Source organism: bacterium SCSIO 12643 (genome assembly GCA_024398135.1).
Taxonomy (GTDB): domain Bacteria; phylum Bacteroidota; class Bacteroidia; order Flavobacteriales_G; family Salibacteraceae; genus CAJXZP01.
In genome coordinates this window covers 2,851,533-2,865,565 of sequence record CP073750.1, presented here as the reverse complement: position 1 = coordinate 2,865,565, position 14,033 = coordinate 2,851,533, and the positions used below count along the sequence as shown (strand labels likewise).

19 protein-coding genes are annotated in these 14,033 nt (G+C 36.0%); 18 read left to right on the top strand and 1 reads right to left on the bottom strand.

All coding sequences use genetic code 11. The features are described 5' to 3' along the window. The first annotated feature begins 55 nt into the window (after positions 1-55). From map to KFE94_12505, 7 genes are all read left to right on the top strand, one after another. Complete coding sequence (map, locus tag KFE94_12535) at positions 56-820, top strand: type I methionyl aminopeptidase (GenBank protein ID UTW65475.1); 765 nt, start codon at positions 56-58, stop codon at positions 818-820. A gap of 484 nt (positions 821-1,304) precedes the next feature. Then, a complete protein-coding gene (locus tag KFE94_12530; GenBank protein UTW65474.1) occupies positions 1,305-1,646 on the top strand; it encodes a hypothetical protein in 342 nt (113 codons plus the stop codon). 12 nt (positions 1,647-1,658) lie between these two features. Further along, the gene (locus KFE94_12525; GenBank protein UTW65473.1) at positions 1,659-2,324 is read left to right on the top strand and encodes a serine/threonine protein phosphatase; all 666 of its coding nucleotides are present in this window, start codon (positions 1,659-1,661) and stop codon (positions 2,322-2,324) included. 140 nt (positions 2,325-2,464) lie between these two features. Continuing rightward, a complete protein-coding gene (locus KFE94_12520) occupies positions 2,465-3,379 on the top strand; it encodes a hypothetical protein (protein ID UTW65472.1) in 915 nt (304 codons plus the stop codon). Between the two features lie 97 nt (positions 3,380-3,476). Beyond that, positions 3,477-4,337 carry an SDR family NAD(P)-dependent oxidoreductase gene (locus KFE94_12515; protein ID UTW65471.1) on the top strand — a complete coding sequence of 287 codons (861 nt, stop codon included), beginning with the start codon at positions 3,477-3,479 and terminating at the stop codon, positions 4,335-4,337. 5 nt (positions 4,338-4,342) lie between these two features. Then, entirely contained in the window at positions 4,343-4,855 is a 513-nt protein-coding gene (locus KFE94_12510; GenBank protein UTW65470.1) for a hypothetical protein, read from the top strand. A gap of 88 nt (positions 4,856-4,943) precedes the next feature. Then, the gene (locus KFE94_12505; protein ID UTW65469.1) at positions 4,944-5,741 is read left to right on the top strand and encodes an AraC family transcriptional regulator; all 798 of its coding nucleotides are present in this window, start codon (positions 4,944-4,946) and stop codon (positions 5,739-5,741) included. 32 nt (positions 5,742-5,773) lie between these two features. Here KFE94_12505 and KFE94_12500 read toward each other — a convergent pair whose 3' ends face one another. Further along, positions 5,774-7,156 carry an amidohydrolase family protein gene (locus KFE94_12500; GenBank protein UTW65468.1) on the bottom strand — a complete coding sequence of 461 codons (1,383 nt, stop codon included), beginning with the start codon at positions 7,154-7,156 and terminating at the stop codon, positions 5,774-5,776. 48 nt (positions 7,157-7,204) lie between these two features. Here KFE94_12500 and KFE94_12495 point away from each other — a divergent pair, with 48 nt between their 5' ends. The 11 genes from KFE94_12495 (at position 7,205) to KFE94_12445 (ending at position 13,878) form a co-directional block, all read left to right on the top strand. Beyond that, positions 7,205-7,813 carry a TetR/AcrR family transcriptional regulator gene (locus KFE94_12495; protein UTW65467.1) on the top strand — a complete coding sequence of 203 codons (609 nt, stop codon included), beginning with the start codon at positions 7,205-7,207 and terminating at the stop codon, positions 7,811-7,813. Positions 7,814-7,927: 114 nt separating this feature from the next. Then, entirely contained in the window at positions 7,928-8,863 is a 936-nt protein-coding gene (locus KFE94_12490) for a hypothetical protein (protein ID UTW65466.1), read from the top strand. Then, complete coding sequence (locus KFE94_12485) at positions 8,863-9,366, top strand: carboxypeptidase-like regulatory domain-containing protein (protein UTW65465.1); 504 nt, start codon at positions 8,863-8,865, stop codon at positions 9,364-9,366. The genes KFE94_12490 and KFE94_12485 overlap by 1 nt, the downstream gene beginning before the upstream one ends. Next, positions 9,363-10,112 carry a class I SAM-dependent methyltransferase gene (locus KFE94_12480; GenBank protein ID UTW65464.1) on the top strand — a complete coding sequence of 250 codons (750 nt, stop codon included), beginning with the start codon at positions 9,363-9,365 and terminating at the stop codon, positions 10,110-10,112. The genes KFE94_12485 and KFE94_12480 overlap by 4 nt, the downstream gene beginning before the upstream one ends. Positions 10,113-10,118: 6 nt before the next feature. Next, positions 10,119-10,868 (top strand): hypothetical protein, encoded by a 750-nt coding sequence (locus tag KFE94_12475; GenBank protein ID UTW65463.1) that lies wholly within the window; start codon positions 10,119-10,121, stop codon positions 10,866-10,868. Positions 10,869-11,006: 138 nt separating this feature from the next. Continuing rightward, on the top strand, positions 11,007-11,582 hold the full coding sequence (locus KFE94_12470; GenBank protein UTW65462.1) for a Crp/Fnr family transcriptional regulator: 576 nt from the start codon (positions 11,007-11,009) through the stop codon (positions 11,580-11,582). 62 nt (positions 11,583-11,644) lie between these two features. After that, entirely contained in the window at positions 11,645-12,082 is a 438-nt protein-coding gene (locus tag KFE94_12465) for a carboxymuconolactone decarboxylase family protein (protein UTW65461.1), read from the top strand. Positions 12,083-12,087: 5 nt separating this feature from the next. Next, on the top strand, positions 12,088-12,480 hold the full coding sequence (locus tag KFE94_12460) for a DoxX family protein (GenBank protein ID UTW65460.1): 393 nt from the start codon (positions 12,088-12,090) through the stop codon (positions 12,478-12,480). Between the two features lie 139 nt (positions 12,481-12,619). Beyond that, entirely contained in the window at positions 12,620-13,084 is a 465-nt protein-coding gene (locus KFE94_12455) for a hypothetical protein (GenBank protein ID UTW65459.1), read from the top strand. 36 nt (positions 13,085-13,120) lie between these two features. Further along, positions 13,121-13,480 (top strand): nuclear transport factor 2 family protein, encoded by a 360-nt coding sequence (locus KFE94_12450; GenBank protein ID UTW65458.1) that lies wholly within the window; start codon positions 13,121-13,123, stop codon positions 13,478-13,480. A gap of 20 nt (positions 13,481-13,500) precedes the next feature. After that, complete coding sequence (locus KFE94_12445; GenBank protein UTW65457.1) at positions 13,501-13,878, top strand: nuclear transport factor 2 family protein; 378 nt, start codon at positions 13,501-13,503, stop codon at positions 13,876-13,878. The last annotated feature ends 155 nt before the right edge of the window (positions 13,879-14,033 follow it).

Here is a 14,033-nt window from a genome sequence, read left to right as displayed (position 1 = left end):
GATCCCAACTATTAATGTACTTTTAGCCCTAAGTTAAAGTCTATTAAAACAAGATATGTCAATAACAAACGAAGCAGAACTAAACGGAATGAAACGCGTAAGTGAGGTGGTGGGAATCACGCTTAAACGTATGCGGGAATATGCCAGAGTGGGAATGTCTACTAAGGAGCTGGATGAATTTGGAGGGGAAATTTTAAAGAGCTATGGTGCCAAATCTGCTCCATATGAAACCTATGGATTCCCCGGATATACTTGTATCAGTATAAATCGCGAAGCCGCTCATGGGATCCCATCCAGAAATAAAATCCTTGGAGAAGGTGATTTGATCAATATTGATGTATCGGCCGAGTTAAATGGCTTTTGGTCAGACAACGGAGGTTCATTCGTTTTAGGAAAAGATCTGCACAACCATCAACCACTAGTAGATGCTTCAAAGAATATTTTGCAAAAAGCCATAAGCCAAATTAAAGGTGGAGTTAAAATCTCAGATATTGGACATTTAATAGAAACTGAAGCTAAAAAATCAGGTTTTAAAGTCATCAAGAATTTGGCGGGTCATGGAGTAGGAAGAAGCTTACACGAAAAACCGGAGAATATTCTAAACTATCGTGTACGTACCAATCGAGAACGATTTAGAAAGAACACCACAGTGGCTATTGAAACTTTTATAGCTACCCACTCTACAATCGCCATGGAATTAAATGATGGCTGGACACTTGTTGGAAACAAAGGTGGGTTCGTCACTCAACATGAACATACTATTTTAATTACAGATCAAGCGCCAATTATCTTAACCGATTCGAATGGAATTTGGAACTAAGATTACATGAAAAACATCTTATAGGCATTTATATTTTTCTTCTTTACAGGCAATGTATTCTATTTATTCGTCATTAAAGTTCTTGAAAAATTAAACTCTAAAGGAGGATCAAACAATGACTATTTTATATCGGGACCAAAACCCTCAAAGAACCATTCTATCTGAATGGACAAAGCGTATTTCGACTAACTAAAATTGCTGACACATTGGCATAATTCGACATCATGGAATAATGTTTGACTGCTCCTACATAACTACATATGAAGGAATTACTCATCATAATAATCTGTATCTCAGTTGGTCTGTTTTTTATTATTAAAGCCAAAAAACTAAGAACTAAATCCCAGTCGAAATTATCCATATTAGAACACCCGAGTGCATTCGAAAAACCTCATACAGAAATGGTCTCCTATACTTCTGGTGAAAACGAAATTCTGACTAATTCAAAAATTATCTATCATACTCACTTAAAGACATTAAGTACATGATCAGCTTGCAACTTATATACTTCTTTTTATCCATATTGATCTGGTTTGTCGGATATTTACATACAGGAAGGTTTGTTCGCCCCAAATGGAAAATACCAGGAAAATTCATTTTTTATGTAAGCGTTTCATTTGCTCTGATCCATTGGTTTGGACATTGGGGACTCAGTTTTACTGTTGGGCATCCTTTGTTGGGGCTTATATTTCATACCAAGATTTGTCATCAACATCATATTAATTGGTTGACTTGTGAACCCAGAGATAAATATCTAAAATTACAAGAAAAATGGGCTACAGGTGACTTTAACCAATCGTCAAAAAAGAAAAAAAATAATCCATAAACTCAAATTATAATGGCTATATACGCAATTGGTGACATCCATGGATGCTTAACTGCGCTCAAAACTATTTTCAAAAAAGGTCCAATAGATAAAGGAGATACGGTGGTTTTTCTTGGAGATTATATAGACCGTGGTCCCAATAGTGCCGGAGTCATTGATTGGCTCATTCAACACCAACAGGATTTCAATTTTAAATTTATTCTTGGGAATCACGAAATCATGATGCAAGTCGCAAAAACATCTCCTGACAGGCTAATGGAATGGCTATATTTTGGAGGGGCAGCAACTCTAGATTCTTACGGCATCGGTGACGACCCTAAATGGATGAATAAAATAGATTCGACACATTGGGAATTTATAGATGCTTGTCTCCCCTATTTCGAACTACAGGACTACATATTCGTTCACGCAGGACTCGAAACCCACATAGACCTGCAAGATCAAAACAGACACCATTTGTTTTGGAAAAAATATGAAATACCAGAACAATATTGTGATGGAAAAACAGTCATATGTGGACATACCTCCAGGAAAAATGGTGAAATTGCCGACTTTGGACATACCATTTGCATCGATACATATGCCTATGGTGGAATGTGGTTGACGTGCCTTAACGTCAAGACCAAAGAATATATAAAGGCTAATGATAAGGGACATATTGTTAAAGGTTCTCTATAAATCCCATCTAATAATTAAATAAAAATCTGGAGGTATGTCCAGCACACGACAAAGGACTTGCCCGCCCCACTCTCTTGTTTTTCTATTTTTGGATTATTCTGCATTTACCATCAGATATGTGGATATCAAAAAACAATAACATGACTAGATTAGTTTTCAAAATAGCGTTGATTTCTCTTATTCTTTTTTCTGCTAAAACCTCTATTGCGCAAGGATGTAGTGATGCAGGGTTTTGTACCATCGGGAGCATTAAACCCAATAGTGATGACAGTACTGAAACGGTTTTGAATCAAGTAAAAACGGGTGTATTTCTAGGAAATGCCGATCACATGATTTCTGCCTATGGAGCGTATTTCGAGTATGGCCGGGTCCTTAATGATAAATTTGGAATTGAAGTAAAATTGACCACTATTGGGCAAACCGGAAATGATATTTCCGTATTTGGCGTATCCGATTTATTTCTCACCACAAAATACTCCGTAAACAAGGAGTTTAAATTAATTCTGGGTGGAAAAATTCCATTTTCTCAGGCCAGCAAATCACTTGATGGACTTCCGCTACCTATGGATTATCAATCGAGTTTAGGAACCTTTGATTTAATATTCGGAATGGGTTATGAATTAGCGGGTTTTCAATTCATAGCCGCTATTCAACAACCCTTAACGCAAAACGATAATCAATTCTTCTCCTCATTATATCCAATTGGTTCAGAACTCCGAAAATTCCAGTCTACAAATCAATTCAAACGAAGTGGTGATGTACTTTTACGTGTTTCTTATCCGATCACCATTAAAGACAAATTTATTTTTACACCAAGCCTATTACCCATCTATCATCTGGCCAATGATAAATATACCGATGAATTAAATATCGAAAGAGAAATTATGGGTTCTGACGGATTAACCTTAAACGCTAATCTATACCTGGACTACGAGATCAACGCCACCAACATATTACAATTTAATGTAGGGTTTCCATTTATCGTCAGAGAATCCAGGCCAGATGGTTTAACCCGTAGCTCTATTGCCACATTAGAATATAAGATCAAGTTCTAATTCACTCTCTGCGAAAAGTATTCACCCTTCTGCGATTCGTATACCTGAAAATCTTATGGGGTATTGACATTTGTGCATACAATAAAACAAACACTTTATGGCACAAAATAACCTTCCCGTAGTATTGATTACAGGGTGTTCTTCAGGGCATGGTGAAGCTCTCGCCAAACTCTTTGTAAAAGAGGGATATCCCACCTATGCATCTGCTAGAAAACCAGAATCTCTTATCCAATTAAAGAAATTGGGTTGTGAAACCTTAAAACTTGATGTGACAGATCATTCCTCTATCCATACTGCGGTACAAGAAATTGAAAGTCAACATGGAGCTGTGGGTATTCTGGTCAATAATGCGGCCATTGGTATCATGACACCTTTAGAAACCATTCCTATTACAGAGGTTAAAAGACAATATGAAACGAATGTCTTTGGTTTACTTGCTTTAACTCAGGCCGTATTACCCGGTATGCGAAAAGCTCAAAAAGGTAGAATTGTGAATATTGGCTCCAGCGGTGGCGAATTTACGACCCCAGGCGGAGGAGTTTATCAGGCTACTAAATATGCCTTGACTTCAATGAACGATGCTTTGCGTGCAGAACTCAGTCTCTTTGGAATCGATGTTATCATGATTCAGCCTGGGGCAATTGCTTCAAAATTTGCTTTAAACGGATCTGTTTTAGGAACAGAAGTAGGTCCATATCAAGAACTCATGTTAGGTATTAACAAAATTACCAGTGCGGCAGTTAAAGACGGAGCTCCCGGAACCTGGACCCCTGAACAAGTTGCAAAAGTGAGTTTTAAGGCCAGTACACAAAAGAAACCAAAAGCGAGATATAGACCCGGAATTGTCGCCAAGGCCCTAATCTATTTAAGACTCTGGTTGCCCTACCGTACATGGGACAAGATGTATCTCAACTGGTTAGTGAAGGAAGGAAAAAAGATTAAATCAGAATTAAAATAATTGTCATGAGTTTTTATAATCATACGCAAAACTGGTTTAATGGAGAACTTTTTGAAGGTAAAATGGTTCTCATAGCCGGTATTCTCATGATGATAATTTCGATATTCATTTGGAGATATGGTACAACACCCAACGCGAAAGCTCTGGTGATCCCCATTTTATCCGTAGGTCTATTCTTTTCTATAGGGATTGGCTGGATTATGAGAGACTATCCTCAAAGAATGGCACAATCAGAACGTGCCTTTAAAGAAAACCCCGCAGAATTCATGTTACAAGAAAAAGAACGTGTGGAAGGTTTTCAAATACTATATACCTACTCATTGATTTTTGCGACTTTTAGTTTTGTTCTTACCATTGTGGGCTTTGGATTCTTAAATAATCGAATATTTCAATCCATTTGTATCGCGCTCTTGTTGATCTCATTTACCCTCATAATAATTGATCATTTTTCGAAAGAAAGGTCCAAAATCTATTATATTGAAATCTTAAAGCATTTAAATGAGCCATCAGGTCAATAGGATAAAAACCATCGGTGAAATTCATCGGTTGCTGAATATTGGAAAGCCATTACATCCATTAATATCGATATGTAGACACATCCCTGAGATGAATTTAAAAATTCAAAATGTAAATGTATATTTTGACTTTTACATCATCTCATTCAAGTCCGATATTCATGGCAGTATCAATTATGGCCGTAATACATATGATTTTGAAGAAGGTAGCATCCTGTTTTCCTCTCCTGGTCAGGTATTTAGTATTACATCTGATCCAGTAATTGACATCAACGGATGGAGTCTTTTTATTCATCCAAAACTATTCACCAGGTCTGATCTTCATCAAACCATTCAACAATATAATTTCTTCTCATATGACATCAATGAAGCACTTCATACTTCGGAAAAGGAAAAACTGATTTTAGAAAAATTTGTATCAAACATCGAAAACGAAATCTCTCAAAATTTAGATCGTCATAGTCACGATCTGATTATTCATAATCTGGAATCCATTCTAAAATACAGCCAGCGATTTTATGATCGTCAATTTTTAACGCGTTCCAATACCAACAAAGATTTTGTTAGTCTTTTTGAACAATATCTTATCCGGTATTTTAATTCCGATGAAATTGTCACTAAAGGTATCCCATCAATTACTCAATGTGGAAATGCGTTAAATATGTCGGGACATTATTTGAGCGACTTACTTAAAATTGAAACCGGAAAAACAGCCAAAGAACACATTCATTTAAAACTCATTCAAAAAGCGAAGCATCAATTGTTGAGTTCCGATATTTCCGTTAAGTCATTAGCTTATGAACTTGGGTTTGAATACCCTCAATATTTCAGCCGTTTTTTCAAAAATAAGACTGGAATGACGCCTACCGAATATAGAAACTTAAACTAGACTTCATTCTCCCCTCATATCAGTGATCACGTCTATATACGCTTGATAATTTCTCCTCTTTTAATGATCAAATTTGGTTTCTTTACCAATTGTAAATCTTCTAGCGGATTTCCATCTATTAATAATAAATCTGCTTGCATGTCAACACCTACAAATCCAAAATCCGGATGCTCCAAAAACAATTGTGCATTCAAATAAGTAGCACCGGTTAATATTTCAAAATTTGTCATTCCAAAATTCTTTAATTCATCCAGTTCCTGATAATAAGTTGAACCCGCATATGTACCAGGTAAATTACTATCTGTTCCAACCAGAATCCTGGCTCCTTTCTGATATAAAAGTGTGAAATTTTGTTCCCAATAACCACTATGCGCAGATACATCTTTAAAAAAATTATTCATCACCTTTTGCTGATGAACATCTTTACCTTTTTCCAGAGTAACCGGTACCAATACTTCTTGCGGCACTAGTTTTTGATCTAGTTCATTTGGTTTAAATACACCATTATGAATGTGTGCTACATTTTTAAACCCTGATATCGTATAAATAATAGGCACATTGGAACGTGCAATAAAACTGGCTTGATCTTCTGATAACTTCCCTCTCCAAACACCATGCGCCAAAACATCAGCTCCTGCTTTTATGGCAGTAATCGCGTTTTCCGGACTTCCGATATGAACAAAAACCTTTTTACCTGCCTTATGAGATGCTGAAACCAAAGCCTGCAATTGTTCAAAGTTCATTTCAGGTGATCCAGGTGGTATTTGATCACAAATAATCTTCACATAATCAATTTCTTTTGAGGTGTATTTTTCTATGAGTTTTGGCGCTTCTGAAACATGATCTATCGTAGGAGATATCGTATTCACCATACTTTTTAATGGCCATGGCAACATAATCTCAGTTAATGGAATCGGATGGGCATTCTTCACCGTAATCGGTATATGGGTGTTAAATACACGGGGGCCTAATATTTCACCTGTTTCAATTTGATCTGAAAACTCGCTTATATCTCCAGCCAAACCTCCCAAATCATAAACCGTAGTTACTCCTGCATATAAATACGCTTGTAGATTATAGATTACATCTGCCTTTTGATTTTCCCAGGGCACCGCTCCACTACCTGATAAATGGACATGGGCATCGACCATTCCAGGCATTAAGGTTTGACCGGCACCATTTATAACAATTTGATTTGGGGTTTCCTCAATTTCATCTGAGATCGATTTTATTATTCCATCTTGAATTAAAACGTCTTTTGGACTCATTATTTCACGATCTCTACCATTGAAAATATGGACCTTTTTTATCAGAATAGATTCTGAATGTGATAATTTCTCCACAAGAGGATCATTCGCATTTTTTGAGCATGCACCCAAAAATATCATCATAATCAGGAAATAATACGTTTTCATATTTAGTTCATTTGAGCTATACTTGTGCAAATATACAGATTAGTTCAAATGAACCAATTATCAACAAAAGAAAAAATCATCGCGAAATCATTGGCTATGTTTAATGAATATGGCGTAGAAAATATAACCACCCGGCATATCGCCAAAGAGCTTGGGATAAGCCAGGGAAACTTACATTATCACTACCCCAACAAAAATGAAATTCTCTCCACCCTATTCCATAATTTTATACATCAAATAAAATCTGCCGAAAGATTTAATGGAACAGAATTTGACACCATTGAAATGTATGAATCCATGCTTGAGAATTTTAGAATCATGGATAATTACCGATTATTTTTTCAACAAAATGAAGTCATCTGGCGAAGAATCCCGGAAATCAAAAATGGTATGATTCAATTATTTCAATCAAAAAAAAATGAAATTTTAGATCTGATCCATATCTATAAATCTGAAGGGAAATTCAGACAGGATATCAGTGCATCGCAAATCGAGTTTCTGACTGAGCAGTTTATATTTACTATCCAATCCTGGTTAATGGTCAAAAATTATCACCCACAAGAACATTCAGTAGAACATTATGCCAAATTTCTATTTAGATCGTGGTTACCATATCTAAATAATGAAACCATGAAAACGTGGGAGAAAATTTTATAAAAATAAAAAACCAGCTAAAGCACTGATCTCAATATGAATGATCGTCTTTTAACGTAAATAAAGATGTACCTTTAGCACCTCATCACAAATTGCACTAAAACACATGTTATTATCTTGGAGTTGATTATAACAATACTTGGTTTCGGAAATGTAGGCAAGACTATTGGTGCTTTATTATTGCCCTATAAAAGCTTCAAATCTACCATCCACATTATGGATACGGATGACCATGTTTCCGGGGCTTTATTAGATCTTCGACAAGGCGCGCAATTATATCCAAACCATGAAATTGTTTTTAATGATCCTCAACTTTTAAACGCATCCGACTTTATATTTCATTGTGCCGGAGCATCCGTACCGGTTGGTGAATCCCGACTCACTACCTGTCAGGCAAGTATTGAAATCACCAAAGCCATTTTCAAGGACTTTAAATCCACCAAAAATCCCTTCATTATTGTGGTCACCAATCCGGTCGAAATTATCACTTTCATCACGCAAAAAATCACCGGCTTACCTAAAACCAAAGTCATAGGTACCGGAACTTTTCTGGATTCTATACGAATGGATTACTTTACAAAAAAGGTCTGGCCTGATTTAGATTCCGTAAACACCATTGTTTTGGGTGAACATGGTAACTCTGCGTTCCTGAGCCAACAATTTTCCTACGTGAATGGACTACCCTTCCATACTATGATGGATGAACATGCTACAAATCAACTTATGGATTTGGTCAAATCATCTGCTGAAAAGATTAAAGAAACACAAGGTGCCACCATTTACGGAGTAGGATACTGCGCCATTAAGATATTCGAATCATTGTTATCTCCTATGGGTAAAAAACTGGCAGTAAGCACTTTTATTCCAGCCGAATTAAGTACTCAAATTGGAGAATCTGAAATTTACCTGAGTTTATACAGCGAAATCAATTCATCTGGGGCGCACCCTTTAAAGGACTACCTCCCTGATCTAAAAGAAAAGGAAAGCTTAATTCAATCCACACGAATCATCAAAAGAAATATTCCAACGAAATACCTTTCTACGCACCTATGATGCGATTCATCTACACATCTGTATTACTGACTTTATTCGGGTTATCTGGCTGTGCGCCAAAACCAATTACCACCTGTGGAGTAATGTATCTGGCTAATCGGCCTTCTATAGATAGTAGGATCATCTCACTGGAAAGTACTGAACAAACCGATACCTCTGCAGCTATCATTTCTGGTGTAATTCTTGGGGAAACTATCAATGAAAATCAGCACCATATGGATACATTAGAATTTGCAGCTGTATATCTTGTAGATAAAAAATCGGGGGCTACATTTGGAGCAGTTGCGGATATCCAGGGGCATTTCAAACTTTATGTTCCGGAATCCTCCTACGATTTAACTGTTCAATATATTGCCTATAACTATTTAATCGTCAAAGAGATCCAACCTAAACCCGGAAAGATTATTCAAATGGATGTCGTATTGGGTCAAAGTAACGCTTCATTAGACAGCACTTTATATCAAATATCACCGACAGGAGAAATATTAAAACTGGCGCAATGACTGAATTAGAGCTCATCATAGACCTACATAAAAACTCAGACCGTCAGGGGCCTGGAAGTCCTCAAGAAACCCTCCGTGCCCTTGAACTTACGAATTTGTCCGGTCGTACAAATCTTAAAATTGCCGATATAGGTTGCGGATCAGGTGGACAAACAATCACATTGGCACAACATCTGAATGGTAAAATAAGCGCTGTAGACCTATTTCCGGATTTTTTAGATGAACTTCAAGAAAAATCGCAAAAACTTGGATTAATAGATCGCATTATACCTCTGGAAAAATCTATGGACGATTTACCATTCAAAAACGAAGAACTAGATCTCATTTGGTCTGAAGGAGCCATCTATAATATGGGATTCACAAAAGGAATCCAAAAGTGGTATGATTATTTAAAAAAGGGAGGATATTTAGCAGTAAGCGAAATCACATGGATCACCCCGTCACGTCCAAAAGAAATTGAAAGCTTCTGGATGAATGAATATCCTGAAATTGATTTGGCCTCTAATAAAATCAGCATTTTAGAAAACAATGGTTTTACCATAGTGGGGTATTTTTATCTATCTCAAAACAGCTGGATAGATAACTACTACACACCTTTGTCAAATCGATTCGAATCATTTCTTAAACGTCATCACCAACAAGAACTTGCCCAAAAAGTTGTTAATGATCATAAAGCCGAGTTGGACTTATACCTTCAATACAAAGACTATTACAGCTATGGATTTTATATCGCCAAAAAGAATTAACAGGTCATGAAACATTTGATATTCTATATTGTAGTTTTCATTTCAACATCTTGTTGGGGTCAATCCTTATTTTTTAATGACCTGAAAAACACCTTATGGTCATCAGATAGTTCAATTGCTGACATCACACATGCCAAAAGAAATGAATTTGGACTGGAAAAACTTAGTAAACCTATAGACTCCCTGACTACTAATCGTACCATCTGGTATTTTAGAGATAGTCTACGGATCAAACTTTACAATACCGATTTAAAACAAGAACGTTTAATAGGTACCTTTGCCTATCAAATAGAAGGGAATCACCTAATCATCTCATTTAATAAAAATGCTCCAATCTTATATTCAGTTGGTGTAACATCTACGGGAACCTTTGCTTTACTTACACCTTCAAAAGACATATCTATTCCATTGAAGACGGCACTTAAAAACTCTGATAGAATTGACCATGTCACTTTTGATTTAAAATTTCTACTGCGTAGTTTACCGGACAACGGATGGTTTCTGAAATTAAATGCGGATTCCTCCTATGAATATATCCATTGGAATGGCTGGGGAGATACGAATGGTACCGTCTTAGAAACCGGAAAGTATGTAATTAAAAACAATAGGGTTAGGTTAAAACCTGATCAAAAAAAGAGTGATTTAAGTACTACGATTTTTTTTCTGGTGACAACTAGTTCTACGAGAATAGATGATGGGCCGGGCATTGATTGCCTGGAATCTCAAGGTCAGGTTTATTGTCTATATCAACAATAAAAACATCTCCTCACCAAATCAACAAGTTTTAATTTCACATGTATATTTGGAAGAAAAAAGAATATCATTAAATCAACCTGAAACAACCAGAAGGATCTATTGAATATACTATTGTCAAACTGCCATTCCCAACTCAATATGTCTAAAGAGCTTTTTAATCATTTTAATAAATATGTCAAAATCAACGAACCAGACTTTGAACAAATGTTGCTCTTTTTTGATCAAATCGAATTAAAAAAGAAAGAACTCCTCATGCGCTCCGGACAAAGATGTTATAAGAACCATTTTGTTCTAAAGGGCTGTTTGCATCTATTTTTTGTAAACGACAAAGGAATTGAGCGTACAGTACAATTTGCCATTGAAAATTGGTGGTTAACCGATTTCTTAGCTTTCCATCATGGTTCCACTACTGAATTTTCTATTCAAGCAGTTGAGCCAACACAGGTACTCTCCATCAGTTATCAAAATCAGGAAATACTCCTCCAAAAGTTTCCACAACTGGAAAAATACTTTCGACACATCTATCAAATTTCATATGGCGCTGCATTGATTAAAATGAAACATCTATATAATTTTTCAAAAGAAGAAATGTACTTCAACTTTATTGAACAATTTCCTGAATTTGAGCAAAGAGTCCCACAATATTTAATCGCCTCTTTTTTGGGTTTGACTCCGGAGTATGTAAGCGAAATCAGAAGCAAAAACCGTTCTTAAACCAGTTTAAGAATTCCTGATATTCCAGCCAATAGCTTTGTCCAAAATCAAAACTATTACAAATGGAAAACAGAATTCAAATTGATCAAACCGAACCGGAAGCCTATAAAGGAATGTTTGCTTTAGAAGCTTTTTTACAGCAAAGTCAACTCACACCAAATCATTTAAACCTTATTAAAATCAGAGCATCACAAATTAATGGATGTGCTTTTTGTATTGATATGCATACCAAAGAAGCACTTAAAAATGGAGAAAAATCAGAACGCATCTTTTTACTCAATGCCTGGAAAGAACTCGATCTATTTAGTGATACTGAAAAAATCATTTTACAAATGACCGAAGAAGTAACACTCATTCATTTAAACGGCCTCACAACCAACACTTATAACAAAGCCATCGAGAAGTTTGACGCCCATTATTTTTCTCAAATCATTATGGCCATTACCACCATTAATGCCTGGAATAGAATTGCGATTAGTACGCTTAAACCTTTTGTTTAGAATAAATGTCAACACAGCTTATTATAAAACTGTTTCTGAGAATATCTATCGCTTTTAGTTTCTTATCTGCTGTAGCAGATAGACTTGGATTATGGAAATCAGAAATTTCAGTCTGGGGCAACTGGGATTCTTTTGTAGCATATACCGAAGTTATCAACCCCTGGTTCCCTAACTCGATTATACCTATTATCGCCATATTAGCAACCGTAGCTGAAGTCTTTTTAGCAATTGGATTACTTATCGGATATAAAACAGAACTCTTCGCAAAACTGAGTGGTTTGTTATTACTTTTATTCGCTATCGCTATGACATTCTCTACAGGAATTAAAGGTGCTTTCGACTATTCGGTATTTACTGCTGCTGCAGCTGCTTTTGCTCTGAATATCATTAGGGGATAATAATATTCAAAGCACTCAAATCAATCTTAGCCATTGGGATCATATTGGTTTGAGTGCTCCATTTTTGCGATCATATTTCACATTAAATAAATCCCTATTTTTGGAGTATAACCAATTAATAACGTATTAAATACACGACATGAATAAAATAATCTTTTCACTCCTATTTTCCTTGGTAACTCTAACTATTAACGCTCAGGATTTCAAAGAACTTCCAACCATTTCGATGGAAACCAAAGAAGACTTTAAAGAAAATGAATCTGTGGCTTTGGAATGTGCGCAATTCATTTTATCGCATGCACCGGAATATCAGCAAAGAAACAGGTTATTAGCTATCCAATTTATTCTTCGATGGATGGAAGGGACAGAGATTACATTTGAACTGGGTGAAGATTTCTTAAAATACGCAGGTAAAGACACGGATAGAACTGCAGTATACCTGGCCGCGATGACCACGGCTGCTCTTGCCGATACAGAAAGTGCAACTACTGACCAGATAAACAAACAAACCTCAATACTTTTTCTGGACTACTGTTATAAGTTTAGCAGCTTAAAAAGAAACAAAGCGATCAAGAAAGAGTTAAAAAACTATTCAAGAGAATAAAAGCAACAGAATTATCACACGAAAAGTTTAACACGTATGACTCCCAGGAAAGTACTTGAAAAATGGATTGATTTATTTAATGCTGGAGATGCGGAAGCCATTTCTGAATTATATAGCGAGAATGCAATCAATCATCAAGTCGCTAACGATCCTGTTTCCGGACGTATGGCCATTCGAGATATGTTTCAACAGGAATTCTCGGCTGCGGATATGGTATGTATTCCTGAAAATATCTTCGAAGATGGAGACTGGACCATTTTAGAATGGAAAGATCCGAACGGACTAAGGGGTTGTGGATTCTTCCAAATACATGACAGTAAAATCATTTTCCAGCGTGGCTATTGGGATAAACTTTCGTTTTTGAGATTAAATAATTTACCAATTCCATCAGAATAATCATCCTAAAATAATTTCAAATGGACACTATCAGCAAAGAACTCATCCTCAAACAAGAAGAAATACTTCTTGACGCTATGCGAAATAGCGATCTCGAAAAGTTAGAACATTTGTTACATGATGATCTGTTATTTATTATTCCCACAGGTCAAACGGTGACTAAAGAAATGGATTTAGCTAATTTGAAATCGGGTAATTTAAAAATTCAGGAATTACAAGCCTCCGAACATGAAGTGAGTTTAGTCGAAGACTGTGCTTTAGTTTCCGTATATGTTGAATTAAAAGGTCAATACCTGGGTCAACCTATCGCGGGCCAATTCAAATATTTCAGAAACTGGAAATTGGTTCAAAACCAATGGAAAGTAATTGGAGGAGCCGGAGTTCAGATAAATAATTAATTCTAGCATTTAATATCGTTTTCGATCACCCAATATTCTAATAAGTTTAATCTTACGCCATCTGTTGATTTCAGGATAAGACAGTAACAAAAGGTATTTAAATCCAAATTTGGAACTGATGTGCTAAAAGAAGAAAAATATATCTTTAGCCTCTA